Consider the following 22,480-nt stretch of genomic DNA (forward strand, 5'->3'; position numbering starts at 1 on the left):
GGTCAAAAGGCTTTTTAGACTGCACTCAATATATATTATAAAAGAACTAATTTTTTATAATTCGAACCAATGATTTTTGTCAAAACGAAACGAGCATGGCAAAGATTGCCTTAATAGGTAATTAGGTCATTAGGTCATTAGGTCATTAGATTGTTAGATCATTAGATTGATTGTTAGATTGTTAGATTGTTAGCTAATGTGATAAAACTTATAACATTCTAACAACTAACACATCAACAACTTTAACAATTCTAACAGCCGTAACAATTTATTAAATGTGAGATGAAAGGAGCATGACAAGGTTTTTCACAATAAGAATATGTATAACCACCATCTAACCTCTAATCATCAAAGAAACAACAGGGAACAGATTCTTTGTCGTTACCTCCTCAGAATGACATTAAACAGTCTGTCATTCTGAGCGGAGCGAAGAATCTAAAAAAGCAAACAGACTAAAATGTGATTTTTATTGATGCCAATAAAAATAATCTGTGTTCATCTGCGTCAACTGTGGTGAACTCTCAACCTTAACCTCAACCTCAACCTTAACTGTTTGTCATTCTGAGCGAAGCGAAGAATCTAACACCAATTAAAGTATGATAAAATGAGTCGCAATAAGCCGGGACGAGTTGCATCAAACCAATAACTTAAGTAAATTTTTATACGAATTAAAACTACTGCAAAAACGGATTTGTACTTCTCTCTTCACCAATTGTAGTGAAAGGACCATGTCCTGGATAGACCGTCACATCATCAGGAAGAACCAACAATCTCTTTTTGATTCCATCTATCAGCTCATACTTATTACCTCCGGGTAAATCGGACCGGCCTACGCTTCCCTTAAACAAAACATCACCTGCCAGTAACACTTTCCCTTCGGATGAGTAAAAAAGAATACCTCCGGGAGAATGCCCAGGGATATGTATAACTTCAAATGAAACATCTCCCAGTTTTACTGAATCCCCGTCTTTTAACTTATGAACGAGAGCCGGTGGATCCTCATCTATCTCCATTCCAAAAGCTGCCGCCATATTCCGGAACTGACCAATTAAAAATTCGTCGGCTTCATGTGCCATAAGCTCCAAACCGTACTTCTCCGATACAAACCGGCTTCCCAGAACGTGATCAACATGCAGGTGAGTTTGTAAAAGCAGGCGGGGAACAACTTTAAGGCTGGAAATTTTTTCAACCAGGTGTTCCTGTTCTTGCTCAAACAACATTCCGGGATCGATAATGGCACAATCACCGTTATCGGCATAAACGATATAAGTATTTTCCTGAAACGGATTGAAAACCATTTGTTCAATATGTAGCATGATAAATTGGTATATTTTTAGATTCCTATATTCTTAAATATAAGATGATTCATATATTGTTAAGTGCGGTATAAAAAGCATATTTTTGTCAAAATCAAAGCGTTTTAAAGTTTGGTAACAAAGATACTTTTTATACGGGGCTAATGTTATGCATCTTGTCTATTTTTATTCCACGCAAAGAACGCAAAATTAAAGGAACGCCAAAATCGCAAAGGAAAGATTTCATCCTGCTGGTGCGGATTTCTTTGCAGAGCAAAGTGGCAAAGCCGAGCGTTAATCAGCACCCCCTTAGTAGTGGATTTTTAATCCACCGTTAACTTCCAATTATTTTCATCCGCATAAAATTAGTCTAAGTTATTGGAATGGTGCAACTTATTATTCTTTAATTGATTTTAGATTCTTCGCTCCGCTCAGAATGACAAACAGCTAAAGTTGAGGTTGAGATTAAGGTTGAGAGTTCACCACAGATTACACAGATTGACACAGATTTGACAATTATCAATCAGAGAGAGATTCTTCGCTTCGCTCAGTGACAGGATGCCCGGTGTCATTCTGAGGAAGTAACGACGAAGAATCTGTTACCTGTTTTTGGTTTCTTAGATGATTAAAGGTTAATTATACATGTTCTTTTGTGACAATCTTTGTCATGCTCGTTTCTGAAATGAGTATTTTGCCGGCAATTGTAACACAGCACATGACACTTTATGAACAGACATTATTTAGCGATACCCTTAAGCATCGGTACAAAGGCAAATTCACCAAATGTTTCTTTTTCAAAATCATCATCAGATAAACGCTTAATTCGCGTCATTGTTTGTGAATGTTCACCCAACGGGACAACCAACAATCCGCCGGTTTTAATCTGCATTAGTAAAGAAGAAGGTACCTCATCAACGGCCGCGGTAACAATAATTTTATCGAAAGGCGCATAAGCAGGAAGTCCTTCATATCCGTCGCCCAGGAAAAGCCTGACGTCTTTGTACCCCATGGAAGCCAGTAACCGGGATGTTTTTTGATACAACCTTTTCTGGCGCTCAATTGAAAAAACAGAAGCTCCCATCTCATATAAAACAGCAGCCTGATAGCCGGAACCTGTTCCTATCTCCAATATCCGGTCGCCGGGATGAACATCAAGCAAAGAAGTCTGTACTGCTACAGTATAGGGCTGAGAAATAGTTTGCCCCTGCCCTATCGGAAATGCCTGATCTTTATAGGCCATATTTACAAAAGAACTGTCCATAAACAGATGTCGTGGCACTTTACCTATTGCCTCCAAAACATTTCTATCAGTAATACCTTTCCTTTCTATTTCACGTACCAACCGGTGGCGCAATCCTTTATGACGAAAAGAATCTGATAACTCCATAAAACCTTTTATTGATTAATACGTATCAATGAACAAACAATTAATACACAATATTTAACAACTTTTTAATATTTTTCATTAATCTGATTTATTGCTCTGACATCTGCAATAAGACTTACAAATTATATATACACAATAAGGTGCATCTCATACGGTTGCCGAAAGCATGGCGCTTATGTTCAAAGCTTCAGCAACAAGCGGTCAACGGCAGACTTAAGTAATCAAATCTTAATGACCGTTTCATTAAATTTGTTTTTTAAGACCTGATGAAACTCGTCCCGGGAATCGGGACTCATTTCATCAAAGAAACACATAAAATAATCAAATAAGAAATACCAGGAAAGCAATATTTACGTTTTTCTATAGAAGCAATTATGCAGCTTTATAAGACCTACGTTGAGCGGTTTGAACAAAGTGAAAAAGCGATTTACTTAGGTGTACCCCGACAATTGGTGTACGAGGCAGGCAGTGTGCGAAAATTGCACTGCCCGGCTCTGCCGTTTGCTTGTAAAAATTTGGGTAAGAATCAGAATCAAATTATTCATGAGTATGGTATAAAAGCATATTTTGTCAAAAGCAAGGCGATTTAAAATTTTGTGACGAGTTAACCACTTGTTAATGAAAATTCAAAAATTTAAAACAACAATGAGTTTGTCAACAAAGATGCTTTGGAGCGGGCATAACCATAATTCCAAACTCATTTTTAATCCGAAAAAATGATTTATTTATGGTTTTTACAAAAAAAACAACCAAGGAAAGAAAAACAAAGACGGTAATTTTCATTTTTTCCCAGACACCATCCGTCAACGTTCTTGCGAAACTTGACGAATTCCTATCGGCAAATAATCTGAAATGTCCCGGATACTTCGCAAGTCAATCATTACCATCACACTTAAACTACATTGGGGATATAAACGATTTTTCTAAGTTCATCAGTGAACACTCATCAGACGAGATAATCATGATTGGGTCACCCCGGCATGATGAGGTAAATCAGGATTTATTACTATCGCTCAAATTTTCACAGGCGGTTATTAAACTGGTTCCTCTGGAACCGGACCTGTTCGCCGGATTTATCAGGTTGAACCAACTCAATGATCTTCCACACATCCGGCTTTTCCCTCAAACCATCAACAGGATAGAAAAATTGATCATTTACCTGACTGACAAAGCGATTGCTTTAATAGGATTAACTATCTCCGCTATTCTTTTTCCTTTTATTGCAGCGGCCATAAAACTAACATCCAAAGGTTCTGTTATCTACAAACAAACAAGACTCGGTAAAAATGCCCGGGAGTTTGTACTTTACAAATTCAGAACCATGTACATTGAAGCGGAAAAAAACGGCCCCCAACTTTCTCATTTACAAGACAATAGAATCACCAAGGCCGGTAAGATATTGAGATATTGGCACATAGATGAACTTCCGCAATTCTGGAATATTCTGAAAGGTGATATGTCCATAGTAGGCCCCAGACCGGAAAGACCGTATTATGCTAATTACTTATCAGATAAAATACCATACTACAAAATTATCTATCAGACAAAACCCGGACTTACTTCCCTGGGAATGGTGAAATATGGCTATGCAAGTTCAATCGAAGAAATGACCGACCGTTTGTACTATGATATAGTGTACCTAAACCATCCATCATTTTTTATGAACCTGAAAATTATCGGACAAACAATAAAATATCTGTTCTCCAAAACATTTAAAAAATGCGGAATAAGGGAAAAAGAAGTGCTCGGTACAAAAGAAAAAATACTTCCCTTCCATGATGAAGACCCGGTTTCAAGATGGTTCAAACTCCAGAACCTCAACAAAAAAGACGTTATCTCCAACCGGCTTTAAGGATAATCCGGACAATCCTGTTGAGAAAAATGTTATGAACCCGCTCTAAAAGGCATATTTCTGTCAAAATCAAGGCGTTTTAAATTTTGTACCGGAGTTAACTTGTTGTTAATGAGGATAAAAAATTTAAAACAACAATGATTTTGGCAACTAAGATGCTTTTTAGACCGGGCTCATGTTATCCGAGTCTTTTCCTGAAAGTCTCTTACAGGAGCAGGCTCATTTTTTAATAAACTTATGATAATGACTTTTTTGATGAGCATCTACAATTTCGATGATATAAAAGCCTTCAGGAAGGAACGAAACATCGAAAGTAGTTTCCCCCCATATATTTTTTGAGAACACTGTCCTGCCTGAAAAATCATAAACATAAAATTTCTCTAATACCAGGTCGTTCGTGGTCTTAATATTCAACATTCCGGAAACAGGATTTGGAAAAACATGAATATCATTATCCTCAAAGATCAAATCCTGACCGGAAGATGTAACATTTCTAAACCCTTCAAGCCTGGAAGAAGTATAAAAAGCGAATTGTCCGGGGCCAAGAGTAATTTGCATATTTTCATTGGTAACGTTAATACTGTCGCCCTGAAAATGGTTGTACCACCAACCTGTATGACTAAAGAATGGAGTAACCTTGCTGCTCTCCAGACCAAAATTTCCAACCAGCCTGATATCAACATCCGAGCCGTTAAGCCGGATATGTTTGACAGGACCATCTACATCGATAACAAAGTCGGACGTAGAAAATACCTTATACTTCTTTTTCAGATTAATAATATTGGCATAAAAATTCCATAACGACTCACGGGTGTAATCCTGCAGATATTCCCACTTGGGCGGTTTTTGACTAAGGCGCCCGCCTTCTTCAATGCTTATATCGTAACCCATTTCGCCAAACTGCCATATCATTTTGGGGCCTGGAACGGACATCAGAAAAATAGCCGCCATCCCTGAGCGTAAAGCTGCATTTTCAAGCTCTTTCACATCATAAGTTCCCGAAGTATCACCATATTTCAGAGCCTTGTACATGACCCGTTCTTCATCGTGACTTTCCATGTAAGCCACTAAATGGGGTGATGACCACCCTCTTTGTTTATATGAGGCCCATGAAAAATCAGAATTATCATTATACCCCATTACGGCTTCGCTAAAGGAATAATTCATGTTACCCCACAATAAAATACCATAGTCGGCCAGCTCCTTCTCTTCGGAATTTACTGAAAGATGTTCAAAAATCACCACAGCCTCCGGATTTCGTTGCCATATTTCATCAGCCATACGCTCTAATATGTCAATACGGCTGGCATCATAATCGCTGGCCCATGAATCGGGCCCATACGGGGTATTGGTAAATCCTTTGGTAAAATCGAACCGGAAACCGTCAATTCGGAGTTCCGACATCCAATAAGCGTTGATACTGTCAACCAGTTCCTGAGTGTAGGGACTCTCGTGATTAAAATCGTATCCCCATTGGGCAGCAGTATTTTTCATGTTGTGCTCCCTGTTGTACCAGGGATTGTTTTCGGCCGGTTTTCCACCATCCAGGTACATTCGTGCAAAAGGCGACTGCCCGTAACTGTGATTCAGCACCATATCCATAATCACGGCTATACCCCTGGCATGACATTCATCAACAAATTCTTTAAAATCGTAGAGTGTTCCGTAAGCCTTATCCGTGGCAAAGTAAAACGATGGATTATAGCCCCAGCTGTCATTTCCTTCAAATTCATTGAAAGGCATAAGTTCTATGGCATTCACGCCCAAACGTTGCAAATAGTCAAGTGTATCGGTAACCGTCTTTATATCCTGATTTTCGGTAAAATCACGAATCAGTAATTCATAAATGACTAAATCCTCAGGTGAAGGCGGTGTAAAATCTGTGGTTTTCCACTGATATTCTTCCGGTGTTGTAGTAAACACGGAAACAATTCCCTCAGCACCATCGGCTTGTGGATAAGGTTTCAGATTGGGATATATTCGTTCCGGAATGTATTTGTCGTTCCAAGGATCGAGAACTTTATTTGTATATGGGTCGGCAACCTTCACTTCTCCGTCGATATAATACTGATAAGCATATTCCACATCCGGTTCCAGCCCCGAAATCGTCAGCCAAAACAACTCGCCGTCTTTTTTCATTTGTGCATCGGGACGGGGTTGCCAATCGTTGAAATCGCCCAAAACATAAACATACGATTTTTCAGGAGCCTGTAACACCAATGTTATTGTATTTTCATCAATAATATTGGCACCCTTCCGAAGCCCGTCGGGAACAGGTTCCTGAACAACAGGCTCTTTAATATAAAAGTCGACAGTATCGGCATCGGTAGCTCCGCCGTCTCCTGTAGCAACCAGCACAAACTGATGACTGCCATCAGCGGGTGCAGCCATTGAATAGCTTAATTCGGTTTCAGAAGAAGTTTCTACCAAAGCATCATCATAAAACAATTCAAGCGATACCGACTGTTGCCCCTGACCCGTCACTTCAATTACCTGACCCGGATCAAACAAAGCCCCGTCTTCAGGCTGGGTAATAACGGCAGTTAATTCAGAGTCATACACATCTACAAAAATATCGTTACCACCTTCGGCCTTTCCTTCAAGGAAGCTCCCGTTGACTTCTTCCCCACTCCGGAATACAAAAGCCATCCGGAGAATTTTTTCACCGTCAGGAACCCCGTAATACTCTCGAACATTTGGACTAATCGACAAAGTATAAGCATTGACATCTACTCTGTTCAGTTTGGTCTTCGCAAGATTTTCTCCCCAGGCTGAAACCACATACTTCCAGTCAGAGCTACTGGTACTTTCATCAGTAATAACGCCGGTATGAGCATAAACATCACCATCGTAATCTTTCAGTCCACCCGTCCCCTCTTCAGCATGAAATGTAACAATAACCTCATCGTTTTCGGTAGGAATAGCCGGTTCGGTGGTGACTACCTGGGCATTCCCCCATGTAGTGATGGTTAATATGACTATGAAAAAAAAGAGCTGTCTCATTAGATTGATAGATTGTTAGAACTTAATGATATTCTTGTATGACAAACTTTATCCTGCTCATAGAATAATGAATAAACATATAAGGGAGACCGTCGTGTAAAAACAGACGATCTCCCCAACCTAAACCCTTTTAATTTTTAGTCACAGTAGCAACTTTTGCCCACGGATCCAGAGTAATTGTATAATTACCTGGCTCTCCAATGGCAATGTTTGCACCTCCAGGTGTAAGCGCATTAATATCACCTCCAAGATCGTAGTTCCAGGCGTCATTAGCTCTGAACTTATATTCACCGGCAGTCATATCTAACGTTACTGTAAATACTTGATTTGTTTCATCCCAGGTCATGTTTGTGTCAGCACCCCAATCACCCGGGGTTGCATTACCAATAATTCCCCAGCGGTCTGCTCTGTAGGTATATTCATTTGGCGTACTCAAATCAAGAGTGATGGCATAGTCGGCTTCCATATCAACCGGAATATTAGCACCACCGGCTGTCAAATTACCATCTGCTGCATCACTTCCATAGTTGTAATCCCAGTTATTATTGGCACGGAATTTAAATTCGCCTTCTACAAAATGAACTGCACCCTTCAAAACTTTTTGAGCCTGATCATATTCAAGAGGGGTATCAGCAGCCCATCCACGGGGTGTAGCATCTCCAACAACTCCCCAGACCATTTTAACAAGTGAATAACTCATGTCGCTCAGGTTAGCCTGAATCCTGTAATATCCATCGGCCGGAACCGGAATATTATCTCCCGGGTTGGTCAATCCGCCTGAGCCATCGTCACCAAAAGTATGTGCATTGTCCCATGAATGATCGGTAGTAAGCTTAATACCTCCGGCAGTCAGGTAAACATATCCTTCTGCCAGACCATTACTTTCAGGCGTTGAGATAATATATTCAGCATTGTCACTATTGTCCCATCCATTATAATCTCCAACAACCCAGAACTTAGTAATATCAGCAAGCGTTCTAAACGAAATATTGTCACCATAAGCAGTCCCATAACTATTGGTAGCAAATGCGCGTACATAGTAGGTCGTATTTTTAGTCAATCCGTCAACGGTTTCAGAAAATACCCCAACTCCATCACCACTCGCAATGACATTATTATCTTCAAGTGTGGGATTCTCTTCGGTCCCCCATACAAAACCACGAGCAGTAACCGTTCCGCCACCGTCATAAGTTACTTCACCATTCAATACAGCAGAAGTTTTGGTAATATTATCAACAGGTGATGTTACCACAACCGGGGCATCAACCAATGTAGTAAAGGATACCTGTGGTCCATATCCTGTACCTGCACTATTGGTGGCATAAGCACGAAGATAATAAGTAGTGTTACCTTTCAGGTCACTTAATGTACTGACGAATTCTCCCATTCCCTCACCATCTTCGGTTTTGTTGTCTTCAATTGTGGGATTTTCTTCGGTACTATAACAGACACCCTTTGCTGTAACTTCGGCCCCTCCGGCAACAGTAACATTACCACCACTTTTGGCTGAATTACCAGTTATATCGGTCACATCCACAGTTGTAACTGTTGGAACAACCGGATCGGTTGTAAAACTAAGCTGTTCACCGTATACTATACCTTTCTCACTAATAGCATAAGCACGTGCATAATAAGTGGTGGCATAATCAAGGTTTCTCAAGGTTACTTTAAAGGCAGCATTTTCAGTTTCACCCTCATATACCACTTTATTATCATCAACTGTAGGCATTTCAGAGGTACTGTAACAAATTCCTCTTTCAGTAATACCATTCCCTTCCGCAACAACAAACCCTTCAACAACAGCAGTATCAGAACCGATATTCATAGATTGAGTCGTAGCCAATGTCGGGTCCAGCCGGACTTCCGACATTTCTTCAGTACAGGAAGAGAAAATCATTGTCATAAAGACAACAATAACCAAACTTCCATATATATTAAATCTTTTCATAGTATAAATTTTATTATTGACAGAATAGAAAGTGCATGCAAGGCTTCATACACATCCTTGAGAGTGGAAAGCCTTGCCATGCACGTTTCATATAATGTTCATCAGTTGTTCTTTATCATTTCAAATGTTCCGCTCGCGTCTCCTGTAAGAGTCAGAATTATTGTGTAATTACCTGCACTTACCGGAATATCAGGACCATCTTTAAAAAGATCATCTTCCGTACCGCCTAAATTCCAACCCCAATCATCATTCATACGGAACTTGATATATCCATCAGCAAGATCCGTTGTCAGAACCCAGGTTCCAGTTTCAGGATCATAATCCATCTTCAAATCAGGAGCGCCCCATCCATTTGGAGTGGCATCACCAACAACTCCAATCATAAATGGTTCTGCTTCATAAGTAAGATTATTAATATCAGCAGATAATTTATACCAGCCATTTTCATCTACAGCAATGCCGGCTCCATCAACGACTAAAGTTCCTCCACTTCCGCCATACTCTGTATCTGTATCAGGATTTAAAAGAGTAAATGGCATAGCAGCATCAAGTTTAACAAAACCTGAATAGTTTCCATCGCCCAGTGGAGATTCAATTTTCTGGTCAACTCCGGAATTAAGCAAGTCAAGACGTGGTAAACCATATATTGTTACATCAGCGGTCTTAGCCTCCGAAATATATTCAAACGGATTGGTTCCGGTTCCTGGCGCACCCGTTCCGGCATCCACTACAAGATTAGCGCGTAATCTGAACTCAACAGTTGATGTTTCGTCCGCCGGGAATTTCTTCACTAAAATAGTATTAAGATCACTTACAGTCATCTTAATTGATTCGGCCTTAATACCGGAATATACCTGTACCGGATCTTCAAAATTGGTACCTGCTGCGGCAGCTTCTAAGAAATACCTTGCAGAGGCCTGAAAACCAGGATCAACAGGTGTTCCGATGAATTCAAGCGTATCAGATCCATTATCTCTTTCAAGTGTCAACTCGGGCATCGTCTGTATTGACGGTGGAATTGGGTTATCAAGCATGTATACCTTATCAGCTTCATCCTCACATGAAAGAAGGCTTGCCATTAACCCAATAAAAGCCAGATATAAAAATATTTTGTTTTTCATTGTTATTCTTTTTTATTGGTTTAGTAACCCGGATTTTGCTTAATATTTGGATTGGCAGCAACTTCATCTCCTGGAATCGGGAAAAGATTCAAATGACTGTCAGTTGATGTCCCTTCAAAGGTTCCGCCTTTCCATTGCCAATGATATGTGCCATCGGTAAACTGTCCAAACCGAACCAAATCGGTACGTCTCTGAGCCTCATAATAAAACTCACGAGCCCGTTCATCCAATAAGAATTCTTCATCGAGATCGTCAATAGAAATATCTCCACTGCTATCGCCGTATGCCCTCTGTCTTACAATTTTAATATCATCAACAGCTTCAGGCAAATTACCCAGTCTGTAATTAGCCTCAGCACGCATCAGGTATGCGTCGGCCAGACGAAAAACAGGAAAGTCGGTACTGGCATAAGCAGGATGGTAATTTGTTGGGAATGACAAATAATCCCCATTAACATCGCGCTGCAGAGTACCATCCGGGTTTCGCGGATAATCAGAGTTCATAGCCGTAAACTTATAAACCCCGATGCCATAATCTCCACTTGCTGAAGGACTCGGGATATCGATAGATTTCTTGATTTTCAGGAATACACGTTGATCCGCAACAGCTTCAAATGTTGAAACATCAGAGGGAACAGGGTTATCTCCATAAGTTGCCAATGTATCAACAAGGATATCCATAAAGTCTTTTCTGGCACGGTTCCCGTTCCAGTTGGTATTCTCTGTTAAACCGTGGTAGTCTTCAGCAGGAAGATAATCAGCGTCGCTGCTCGATTCAATAATGAAAGTGGTTCCAACGTATCCCTGAGTGTTAATTCCATCCTGTTCCAATGCAAAAATCATTTCGGGATTGTCAGGATAATGATTATTTGCACTGAAGTTTTGATAATATTCATCCGCAAGCTCATAAGCATTACTATCGAATACTTTATTTGTATAAATAATACAGCTATCCCATTTTGCAGTCCCGGTATAAACCTCGGCATTCAGATAAAGTCGTGCCAGCAACATCCAGGCAGCTGCTTTATCAGCTTGTGGATAGGATGAACCGGGTTCACCCAAATCGTCTTCAATATCCTTCAGTTCGGTTACAATGTAATTAAACAAATCGGCTCGCTTGATCTGCTTAGGATAAAATTTACCAACTCCGTCTTTCTCAGTAGTGAATGGGGGATTGCCAAATAAATCCATCTGCCATGAATAAGCAAGTGCCCTGAGAAATCGAGCCTCAGCAACGTATCTGACTACCTCCGGGTCATCACTGCCCTGATTCATCTTAATAAAGTCATTAGCATAAGTAACACTCAAACCAAGGCGCTGATAAAGAGCTGTCAGAAAAGGATTACTCGGACTCCATGTCTGGGTATTCAAATCTGCAATTCCCACATCAGTCCAGGCACAAATTGCTTCATCAGTAGTAATCTCCTGAAGATTCCACAAAGCTCTAATTGTGGTAAAAAAGTTCTCATCAGAGGCAGCAATGTCTGCTCCTCCGTTTTCGCCTTGTCCTGCAATAATGAAACTGGCATAAATTTTCCCAAGAACCTGTTTCATATATTGAGGGTCATCTCCAATATTTCCGGAAAGAATGGTATCCGGATCTTTTGGCTTCACGTCAAGATCATCCACACAAGATGAAAACATCCACGTGAAAGTCAAAACTCCAACGATTATAAATATCTTGTTCATATCTGTGTCTTTTTGAGAATTCGAAAATTAGTAGGAAATATTAATCCCAAGAATAAACGCCTGAGGACGTGGATAAAAATTATTGTCAATTCCACCATTCACTTCAGGATCAATTCCATCGTAGTCGGTTATAGTCCATATATTTTGAGCTGTGAAATTCACATAAGCTGAGATGTCTTTGAAAACATTCTCAAAATTATAACCAACACTTACGTTGTCCAGCTTAAAAAATGATGCATCCTGAACGAAATAATCGCTTGTAAACTGGCGCTTAACAAACTGAAATTCATCCAATACTCTGGGAAAATTTTTCCAGTAACCAATCTGCTGCATTTGGTCGTAAGATGAGCCGGCAGCAACCTGGTTATACACATAGTTTCCAAAGCTGGCCCTGCCTGAGGCAGAAATGTCGAAGTTTTTGTAATTGAATCTTAAAGAAAGACCCAGTAAATAATCAGGTACCGGATTATTATAGATGTATTTATCATCATTATCGCCGTTCACTGTTCCACCTTGTCCTGAAAGATCAACATACATACCTTCAATCGGTTTTCCATTCTGATAATAGACTTGTTTATTAACAAAAAAGGAATAGGCGGTTTCTCCGACTCGTGTTACCTGTTTCTGACCGGTAAAGGCATCTCCGTACAAAATACCAATGTAATTAGGGTCTTCACTCATCAACAATTTTGTAATTGTATTTTCATTATACGTAAGGTTAAACCCGACATTCAAAGACATATCACGTGTTGAGAGTGGTACCAGGTCTAACGCAACCTCTACTCCTTCATTTTTTAAACTTCCAACATTGGTGAGAAGCTGATTTGAAAAGTTACTTCCTGTCGGAATGGTCACGGTATTCAACAAATCTTCGGTTTCACGTTTGTAAACATCAACAGAGCCGGCAACACGATTGTTGAAGAACCCGAAATCTAACCCGATATTTTGTGTGGTAGTTTCTTCCCATTTAATATCCGGATCGTAAGCATTTGGCCTTAATGTTGGCAAAAATACTCCTCCAATGGGATAATAAGATCCGGGTGATGCCATTATATATGTAGCCTGAGCGGGATAGTCACTACCAATATCTTGTTGGCCTGTTATCCCCCAACTCAGTCTGAGTTTTAATTCCGACAGCTCATCAAAATTCTCAAGAAATGATTCCTGATTAATTTTCCATGCAAGAGCTACTGAAGGGAAAAATCCCCACTGATTATCTCCTTCAAAACGGGATGAACCATCATCCCTGAAAGTAGCTGTTAACAGGTACTTGTCCATTAAGGTATAATTCAAACGTCCAAAAAATGAGACAAGGTAATTTTCAGAAGAATTTTCGCTACTGACAGGCTCTACATATCCTTCCTCTCCTTCAGGAATCAGACCTCTTGTGTAGCTGTCACTCTCTCTCTGGAAATGTTGCCAAGAATAACCTGCAGTAAGGTCCAGGTTATGAATTTCTCCAAAATCCTTTTTGTAATTCAAGTAAAAATCCAAAAGGTCATTGGTATTTTCTGCATTATACGTGTTTTCTCTACCGGTAAATGAACCATCAAGCTGACTGTTGGTTGTAATTGGTCGATTGTTGTGTCCTTCGCTGTCAGAACGGTCGGTAGCCACATTCAAATTCGCACGCAAATCAGGTAAAAACGGCATAGTATAGTCTGCCTGTAAATTTGCAATAACTCTTTTGACTGTCGACTTATTATCAACTTCCAAAGCTTGCTCAACTGGGTTAGGAGTACCTAAATTTGCACCATAGTTTTCCCACTGAAAATATCCGGCTGAAGCCGGGTTTCCATCTTTGATTGGTTGTGTAGGATCCATATTAACGGCAGAACCAATTGCCCCTTCATCTCCAAAGTTATGGTCAGTAATCATCCCCTTAACATTGAAATTCAATTTTAAATTGTCATTCAAAAGGGAGGGATTGAGATTAAGAGAACCGGTAAACCGTTCCATATCGGTATTTTTCAAAATACCTTCTTCATTAGTATACCCAACGGATACCCGATATGGAAGTACTTTGTAAGCCCCTGAGAAGCTTAAATTATGATCCTGTGTAAAGGCATTATGGAATATTTCTTCCTGCCAGTTCGTATTATAAGTTCCCAGTTTCATTAAATTGCTTACCCCGAATAATTCGGATTTTTCAGTCGCAATCTGACGCATTTCATCTCCTGAAAAAACATCGACATATTCAATAGGACTCTCTATAGATGTCCTGACATTATAGTCAATTCTTAACGGAGCTCCTTCCTTAGCCGACTTGGTCTCGATCAGAATGACACCATTCGATGCTCTCGAACCATAAATTGCTGTTGAAGAAGCATCTTTTAAAACAGTGAAAGATTCAATATCGTTAGGATTAACTACTGAAAGAAAATTATTACTACCTGAGACATTATTGTTATCCAAAGGCACTCCATCAACTATGATTAAAGGGTCATTAGAAGCATTCAAAGATGAACCACCGCGGATCCTTATTGTCGAACCGCTACCTGGAGCACCTCCCCCGGGAGTCACAATAGCCCCGGCGCTTTTCCCAACCATCAATTCCTGAGCAGTTGTTATAGAACCTCTGTTAAAATCCTTCGAACTAACAACATCGACAGACCCGGTGGCATCTCCTTTCCGTACAGTACCATACCCGATAACAACCACCTCATCAAGTCCCAGAATTTCGGGTTCCAGTGTTACATTTATCACCTCACGGTCTCCTACAGGTTGTTCTTGTGTTCGAAAACCTATAAAAGAGAACACCAGAACATCCTCGGGTGAAGCCTGAACAGAATAAGTTCCGTCAACACGACTAATAGCACCCTGCTGCGTACCTTTTATAACTACAGTTACTCCCGGCAACGGTTCACCAGTACCGGCTTCTGTTACCGTTCCTGTCACAGTTTTCTCCTGGGCCGATGCACTTATAAAAAAGCCAAGCCCTAAAAAAAGAAACAGGATTTTGTAGAAATTAAACTGTTTTTTCATAAAACTTTGATTTAAAAATATACTTGGTTAAACATTTCTTCAACGGCCTTTCACGTTTGAAAGAACCTCTCCTCTGTAAGGGATTTTTTCTGCTGTCAACAACTCCGCCGGTGTTTTTATTCCAAAATGTCGTTACATTTCTTCCCGGCTGTATCATCTTTCTTCACACACAAAATTAAACCAAAACCACGCTGGAGTATACATTTATTAACACCAATTTTTGACTTTTTACAATAAAATCATCGAAATCGATACCGCAAACGATTGCGGTTTCGTTTGCATAAAATTTACATGTTGTAAAACATTTTTTGATTTTTTCTGCAATCGTTTTCGGAACCCACTACATAATGAATTGGCTGCAAATCGGCTATTAATGAGATGCAGCCCCCTGTCAGTCTGAACGAAATGAAGAATCTGCAAAAGATGTGATGTTTTCAACTTGATGAATTTCTTCGTCGTGCCTCCTCAGAATGAAAAAACAACCTTTCGCGAATATTTCTAAAAAGAAATACACCACTTTTTTTTATATTTAAACACTATTTCAAAAAAATCATTCACAAAAAAGAAAAGAGTTGCCTATAACATCACGAAAGGCCGCCGGATTTTTACATATAAGATGTAAAACAAATCTCATAATGCTAAAATTCCGGATTATAAGCTGAACTCAATTTAAATCTTCTGTAAAAGTTTAACAGACTTTTGACAGAAAAGACAGTAAACCTAAACAAATATTAATCTGATGAAGTCGAACCACGTCACTCTCAAAGATATAGCCAGAATCCTTGAACTATCTCCATCCACAGTCTCAAGAGCATTAAAAGACCACCCAGATATAAACGAGGAGACGAAAAGACTCGTAAAAACATTTGCCGAGAAGGTAAACTATCGTCCCAATGCTTTGGCGCTGAGCCTGAGACGTCAAAAGACCAATACCATTGGACTGATCATTCCCGAAATCGTCCACCATTTTTTTTCATCAGTTATCAGCGGGATTGAAGACCTGGCTTATGGTGAGGGATATAATGTTATGATCTGTCAGTCGAATGAAAATTACCAACGTGAAGTAATAGACACACAAGCCCTTATCGACCACCGGGTCGATGGTATATTGGTATCGGTCAGCAAAACCACCAAAGATTTTTCACACCTGAAAACAGCTCATGAAAACGGGATTCCCATGGTATTTTTTGACCGCATTTGTGAAGACATTCTTACCGACCGGGTGATCACCGATGATTTTAAAGGCGCCCACATTGCAACATCTCATCTGATTGAACGCGGATGCAGAAACATACTGCACCTGGCAGCCCCACAACACCTGATAATAGGTAGTCAACGCAAAGAGGGATACATCAAAGCTTTACAAGACAACAACATACCGGTTGACGAAGACCTCATTGTAAAATGCGATACCAGGGAATATGTGGCCAGCTTACGTGAACATCTCCTTAAACTAATACAGGAAAAGAAGGTTACTGGAATATTCGCCGTCAACGACAGCACTGCCATAGCTGCAATGCAAACACTTCAAAATGCCGGCTATAAAATTCCCGACGGCATCAAAGTCATTGGTTTTGGTGACGGCCCCAACGCCGAGATTGCCTGTCCCCCACTAACCACCGTCGAACAAAAAGGCTATGAAACCGGCCGCGAAGCTATGCGTTTACTTCTCCAACGACTCGAAAACCCGGGAATAGAGATCAACTATTCCACTAAAGTATTGACGCCTACCTTAAAACAAAGACAATCGACCTGATAAATTAGTCAGTAGTGGTTAGTCAGTAGTGGTTAGTCAGTAGTGGTTAGTCAGTAGTGGTTAGTCAGATTTTTACAAATGACTGAAATTTAATTGTTTAAAAATCGAAGCAGTACATCATAACTATCTCAATAATAAAGCTTTGCGCCATTGCATCTTCTGAGTTCAGACCTTTGTTATCAGGCAACAGAGTAATGCTCGTTGAGATTTATAGTCTCACTTCCGAAATCGTTTGCAAAGAAAAAGAGTCATCATTTTTCTTTTTTTAAAAAAACACCGCAAATGATTGAAATATCAATGTATCAATACTTTAATTTTTTCAATCCATTTTTAAAATAGCACCTTTTTTATCAAACATTCACATTAATTTTTACATTTGTACTGTAAGGGATTTTATTCTGCTGCCTCACTATAATAACCTGCATTATTCATTAAACAAGAATGGCAAGATTTGCCTCTTTTTGTATTGTGACTGCTGTGATAATTCGGGGGACTATCCGGGAACAAGAACATGTATAAATTCTTGATTGGGAGGTATGTCCGCCAATATAAAACAATTTTTTACGAAATTATGAATTAATGCAGGCACTCCGATCAGGTCAATGCTGAAGTTTTGATTACCACTATTTCCGCAAGTCATCCTTCTTCTACAAAAAGCCATTAAAGGCATTCAGACGGTAGTTATCAGTGCCTGTCCATAAAGTGCCACTTGCTGTGTTACGCTTGCCGCCAAAATGCTCATTTACGTGAGTAAACTGGGCTTTTGGACGCTTCGCAAGCCTTGCAACCGGCACTTTCTGAACAGACACAATAAGTAAGAAATTTTTCCGATTTTATAGGCGGGCTCTAACTAATGAATCCAAATAATTGATTTACAAATCATTTTAAATACAACTAACTATTAATAATACAATCTATTATGAAAAAGTTAAACTTCCTAACGTTGTTTCTGGCAGCTATTTTTCTTTTACCGGCCTGTCAGAACGGTCAGCAAAAAGATCAACAATCATCCGAAAAACAGTACATCAGCAATGCCCCGGTTCCGGGGTGGAGTAAAGATGCCGTTATTTATGAGGTAAATATCCGTCAATATACCGAAGAAGGAACATTTAATGCATTTTCCGGTCATTTACCCCGCCTCAAGGAACTTGGGGTCGATATACTATGGCTGATGCCCGTTCATCCCATCGGAGAAAAGAACCGCAAAGGAACTCTGGGATCATATTATTCCATTAAGGATTACAAAGCCATCAACCCCGAGTTTGGTACTCTTGAAGATTTCAAATCACTGGTTGATAAAGTACATGAAATGGATATGCACCTGGTACTTGACTGGGTTGCTAACCATACTGCATGGGATCACCCATGGATTACCGAACATCCCGAATGGTATACCAAAAATGATGCGGGAGAAATTATTCCCCCGGAACCAGACTGGTCGGATGTTGCCGACCTCAATTATGACAATCAGCAACTCAGGGAAGCAATGATCGAGGCCATGAAATTCTGGGTTCGCGAAGCAAATATTGACGGTTATCGTTGCGATGTTGCCGGAAGTGTACCTGTCGATTTCTGGGAAACAGCCCGCGGAGAGCTCGAGCAAATCAAACCGGTCTGGATGCTCGCGGAAGATGAAGCCCGCAAGGAATTACTGGAATATGCCTTTAATGCCAACTATGGTTGGGAATTCCACCAAATCATGAATGCAGTGGCAAAGGGTGAGAAAAATGCGATCGATATAACGGAATATTTTCAAAAAACAGACACACTTTATCCTTATGGTGCCTACCCGATGCAATTTACATCCAATCACGACGAAAACAGCTGGAACGGAACGGCTTTTGATCGCCTGGGCGATGCAGTAAAAACAATGGCCGCACTCACGTTCACGGTAGAAGGGATACCGCTTATTTATTCAGGACAAGAAGCCGGTCTTAACAAAAGCCTGGAATTTTTTGAAAAAGACAGGATTGAATGGAAAGAATCGGAAATGACTCCTTTCTATCAAACACTGACTGCATTAAAAGCCAATAATCCTGCTCTGTGGAATGGAGCCGCCGGAGGGGAAATGAAGATACTCAAAACCAATGCCCCGGAAACACTTTTTGCATTTTCACGGAAAAAAGAAAACAATCGGGTTGTCGCTGTCTTTAATTTTTCTGACAGCTCAGAAAGCGTATTTATCGAAGAAGGCCCCAAGGGCAACTTTATAGAACTGTTTTCAGGAAAAGAAACGACTCTCCCGGTAAAAGGCGTTTTACTTCAACCCTGGGATTTCAGAATATATACACAACATTGATGTAGCGAAATAACCTGTAATAAATAGTGTCTGTTCAGAAAGTACCCTTTGCTGTGTTATGCTGGCCGCCAAAAGACTCATTTACGAAGAGTAAACGCCGTTTTTGGCGGCTTCGCAAGCCTTGCAACCGGCACTTTCTGAACAGACACATGAGTTGATACGACTTTTCCCGACTTTACAGGCGGGCTCTGATTATTATTCTGAGGTGTTGGAAAAATATTCCACGCTATGATCGCAAAGAAACGAGTCCAGATTCTCTTAAGGGGGTGCGGATTAACGCTCGGCTTTGCCGCTTTGCTCTGCAAAGAAATCCGCACCAGCAAAAGAGTTCCCTGTCTTTATTCAGATTCTTCTTTTGTATTTATGAAACGAGCATGACAAGGTTTGTCACAAAAGAACATGTATAAGTTCTTGCATGCGAGTTACATCAGACCAATAACTTAGACTTATTTTATACTGATGAACGGCAAGGAATGGCTGATAAACTATACTTTACTAAGGTTAAAATTTTCAATCTCAGAATACACCGGTCCTTCCGAGGTTAATTTACTCTCATAAAGCACAATCCGCGTTGTGGAAATGATACCCCATTCAGTATTCTTTTTCTTTTCCACTTCTTCCTTCAAAATTTCCGGCTGTTTTAAATATTTCACCCTGCCAATTGTCAAATGCGGACTGAAAGAACGATCGTCACCGGGAATATCGAGCACAGACACCCCTTGCTCTGTTTTTTGCTTCAGAGTAAGAAGCCAGTCATCAACATCAATTCCGGCCCAGACAACCCTGGGCTTTTGCATGGTTCCGAAAACGCCGGTCCCGCTCACGACTAATTTCCCCTGCTGAACATCCCGGAAAACACCTTTCAATGATTGACGCAGGATGTCTACCTCCTGCCGTTCGATATTCCCGATAAATTTAAGCGTCAAATGCCACAGATGCCTTTCATTCCATTTGATTTTTCCCGGAATTTTCATTTGTTTAAGTTCATCCATCCAACTTTCCAGAATAGTTAAACCTACCACGGGAATGGCAACGAAAGTCCTTATTTTGCTCATACTATATGTTTTTGCAAAAGGGTTAGAAATCTTTAAATTAGCAGTATAATAAGCGGAGCATAGTTGATTTACATATCTAAGGTGTTCGTTTCAAAAGTACTAAACGCCAAACACATTCCTACAACATCCCGTTATCAATAAGGATAATAATGTGTTCTATCATGCGGTCTTCACGCTCGGCATCGTATTCTTCCTTCAGATTTGAACCGAACAAACGTGCCACCGACTGCCAGAAAAATGCCGAAAAACCACCTCTGTATTCCTTTATCAGGTCGTAACTGGTTTCACCGGTTTCACGATCGATGAGCTTTATCAGCATGCGACCCTGCGAAAAACTCAACTTCCGCAACGGTTGTTCAAACTCATTAAAAAGTCTTTTTTCGGCTTCCTTCAGGTACTCCTTCCTGGCCTTATCACCCTCTATTTGTGCCAGTTCGGCATTGATTACCTCCAGTTTTCCTGCTGCAGTTCTGGCATAGGGCAATGTCACTTTAATGTTTTTTACCAACCGGTTGTAAACCCTTCGTTCACGCTTACTTCTGAATTCCCACTTCGGTACAACCTTCACTTCAGACAACATAATATGAGGAATGGTATCCATCCCCTCTACTTTCGATTCAAGCATATACACCTCCTGGCCGGCCATATTTGCCTTTTTAACATTTTGTGCAAACAGACCGGAAACGGAGAAAACAAACATCAATCCCACAAAGTTTATCTGCCGGAGTAATCTCATAAACTTCCAAAATGCCTTAAACTGCTATATTTCCATGCAAAAAGCTTACCTTAATTATTTTTCCGCTTCATTTCTTAACCATTCGATTTCTTTGGGCCATAATTCCGGCTGAGGGGTCTCCAGAATAATGGGCACATCATCAAAACGGTTATCCTTCATCATTCTGGAAAAAGTAACGTTTTTCATCTGACCTTCTCCCAAACTGGCATGACGATCCACTTTACTTCCGAGCTCTTTTTTTGCATCGTTCAAATGGATGCCTTTCAGCATTTCCATCCCAATAATTTTTTCAAAGTCATCCCAGGTTTTTTCATAACCTTCTTCTGTCAAAAAATCATATCCGGCAGCCCATCCATGACAGGTGTCGATGCAAACGCCTACTCGCGTACGGTCATCTGTCAACTCAATGATGCGAGCCAGATGTTCGAACCTGTAACCAACGTTGGATCCCTGCCCTGCAGTGTTTTCAATAACAGCCGTTACGCCGCTTGTTTTTGATAATGTTATATTAATTGATTCAGCGATCCTCTTCAGGCAATCGTCCTCAGAAATTTTGTTCAAATGGCTTCCAGGGTGAAAGTTAAGCAATTTCAACCCGAGTTGCTCACACCTTTGCATTTCATCCAGAAAAGCATCGCGCGATTTTTTGATGCCTGCCTCTTCGGGATGCCCCAGATTTATCAGGTAACTGTCGTGTGGCAAAATATGCGAAGGCGAAAATCCAAGCTCCTCACAATTCTTTTTGAATCTTTTAATACTATCCTCCGTTAAAGGTTTTGCCTTCCATTGCCTCTGGTTCCTGGTAAACAAAGCAAAAGCGTTGGCTCCTATTTCAGAAGCATTCACCGGGGCATTCTCTACTCCGCCGGCAGCGCTCACATGAGCTCCTATAAATTTTCCACTCATCTCTTTTTGTGTTTATTTGAAAAATACTTTAAACAAGTCGTTTTGTCCGTTAATGCAAGTTATCAAAAATTTTGACCATCTCTAATGATACTCATACTGTCATTTTGGCAACCGTACAAATCTGGCATTATTTCTGTTTTGTTGATTAATGTATATTTTTAGATACTTATATATATTGTTGAACGATGCAACGACCAGGGCAAAGAATGTCTCAACAGGAACGTTGCATAAACACATCTAACCTCTAATCATCAAAGAAACCAAAAACAGTGAACAGATTCTTCGTCGTTACCTCCTCAGAATGACATTAGACAGTCTGTCATTCTGAGCGAAGCGAAGAATCTTATATCAATCAAAGCATAATAAGTTGCATCATTCCAATTACTTAGATTAATTTTATACGGATGAAACGAGCATGGCAAAGTTTGTCACAAAAGGACATGTATAAA

Annotated in this window: 14 protein-coding genes; 4 read left to right on the forward strand and 10 right to left on the reverse strand. The window is 40.2% G+C overall.

Annotated elements, in window-relative coordinates:
• Positions 1-674: 674 nt before the first annotated feature.
• On the reverse strand, positions 675-1,316 hold the full coding sequence (locus ATH1_RS0117255) for an MBL fold metallo-hydrolase (protein WP_010424693.1): 642 nt from the start codon (positions 1,314-1,316) through the stop codon (positions 675-677).
• Between the two features lie 715 nt (positions 1,317-2,031).
• Positions 2,032-2,682 carry a protein-L-isoaspartate(D-aspartate) O-methyltransferase gene (locus ATH1_RS0117260; RefSeq protein WP_010424694.1) on the reverse strand — a complete coding sequence of 217 codons (651 nt, stop codon included), beginning with the start codon at positions 2,680-2,682 and terminating at the stop codon, positions 2,032-2,034.
• Between the two features lie 374 nt (positions 2,683-3,056).
• Between ATH1_RS0117260 and ATH1_RS0117265 the strand changes: the two genes are divergently transcribed.
• Both ATH1_RS0117265 and ATH1_RS0117270 read left to right on the forward strand, forming a co-directional pair.
• Positions 3,057-3,272: a hypothetical protein gene (locus ATH1_RS0117265; RefSeq protein WP_010424696.1), complete on the forward strand. Its 216-nt coding sequence runs from the start codon at positions 3,057-3,059 to the stop codon at positions 3,270-3,272.
• 137 nt (positions 3,273-3,409) lie between these two features.
• Positions 3,410-4,534: a sugar transferase gene (locus ATH1_RS0117270; protein WP_010424697.1), complete on the forward strand. Its 1,125-nt coding sequence runs from the start codon at positions 3,410-3,412 to the stop codon at positions 4,532-4,534.
• 219 nt (positions 4,535-4,753) lie between these two features.
• Here the strand turns inward: ATH1_RS0117270 and ATH1_RS0117275 are convergent, their stop codons facing one another.
• The 5 genes from ATH1_RS0117275 to ATH1_RS0117295 form a co-directional block, all read right to left on the reverse strand.
• The gene (locus ATH1_RS0117275) at positions 4,754-7,537 is read right to left on the reverse strand and encodes an alpha-amylase family glycosyl hydrolase (RefSeq protein WP_010424698.1); all 2,784 of its coding nucleotides are present in this window, start codon (positions 7,535-7,537) and stop codon (positions 4,754-4,756) included.
• A gap of 130 nt (positions 7,538-7,667) precedes the next feature.
• Positions 7,668-9,485, reverse strand: a complete 1,818-nt coding sequence (locus tag ATH1_RS20210) for a cadherin repeat domain-containing protein (protein ID WP_010424699.1) — start codon at positions 9,483-9,485, stop codon at positions 7,668-7,670.
• Between the two features lie 101 nt (positions 9,486-9,586).
• A complete protein-coding gene (locus ATH1_RS20215) occupies positions 9,587-10,606 on the reverse strand; it encodes a SusE domain-containing protein (RefSeq protein ID WP_010424700.1) in 1,020 nt (339 codons plus the stop codon).
• 20 nt (positions 10,607-10,626) lie between these two features.
• On the reverse strand, positions 10,627-12,294 hold the full coding sequence (locus ATH1_RS0117290; protein WP_010424703.1) for a RagB/SusD family nutrient uptake outer membrane protein: 1,668 nt from the start codon (positions 12,292-12,294) through the stop codon (positions 10,627-10,629).
• A gap of 27 nt (positions 12,295-12,321) precedes the next feature.
• Positions 12,322-15,279 carry a SusC/RagA family TonB-linked outer membrane protein gene (locus tag ATH1_RS0117295; protein WP_010424704.1) on the reverse strand — a complete coding sequence of 986 codons (2,958 nt, stop codon included), beginning with the start codon at positions 15,277-15,279 and terminating at the stop codon, positions 12,322-12,324.
• Between the two features lie 739 nt (positions 15,280-16,018).
• Between ATH1_RS0117295 and ATH1_RS0117305 the strand changes: the two genes are divergently transcribed.
• A complete protein-coding gene (locus ATH1_RS0117305) occupies positions 16,019-17,035 on the forward strand; it encodes a LacI family DNA-binding transcriptional regulator (RefSeq protein WP_010424708.1) in 1,017 nt (338 codons plus the stop codon).
• Positions 17,036-17,954: 919 nt separating this feature from the next.
• Positions 17,955-19,334, forward strand: coding sequence for an alpha-amylase family glycosyl hydrolase (locus ATH1_RS0117310; protein WP_029164198.1), 1,380 nt, complete (start codon positions 17,955-17,957; stop codon positions 19,332-19,334).
• A gap of 485 nt (positions 19,335-19,819) precedes the next feature.
• Here ATH1_RS0117310 and thpR read toward each other — a convergent pair whose 3' ends face one another.
• From thpR to nfo, 3 genes are all read right to left on the reverse strand, one after another.
• The gene (gene thpR, locus ATH1_RS0117315) at positions 19,820-20,389 is read right to left on the reverse strand and encodes an RNA 2',3'-cyclic phosphodiesterase (protein WP_010424714.1); all 570 of its coding nucleotides are present in this window, start codon (positions 20,387-20,389) and stop codon (positions 19,820-19,822) included.
• A 118-nt stretch (positions 20,390-20,507) separates the two neighbouring features.
• Positions 20,508-21,125 (reverse strand): DUF4294 domain-containing protein, encoded by a 618-nt coding sequence (locus ATH1_RS0117320; protein ID WP_029164199.1) that lies wholly within the window; start codon positions 21,123-21,125, stop codon positions 20,508-20,510.
• A 54-nt stretch (positions 21,126-21,179) separates the two neighbouring features.
• Positions 21,180-22,031, reverse strand: coding sequence for a deoxyribonuclease IV (gene nfo, locus ATH1_RS0117325; RefSeq protein WP_010424716.1), 852 nt, complete (start codon positions 22,029-22,031; stop codon positions 21,180-21,182).
• Positions 22,032-22,480: the final 449 nt, after the last annotated feature.

The sequence above is a fragment of the Anaerophaga thermohalophila DSM 12881 genome, assembly GCF_000191885.1.
GTDB lineage: Bacteria > Bacteroidota > Bacteroidia > Bacteroidales > Marinilabiliaceae > Anaerophaga > Anaerophaga thermohalophila.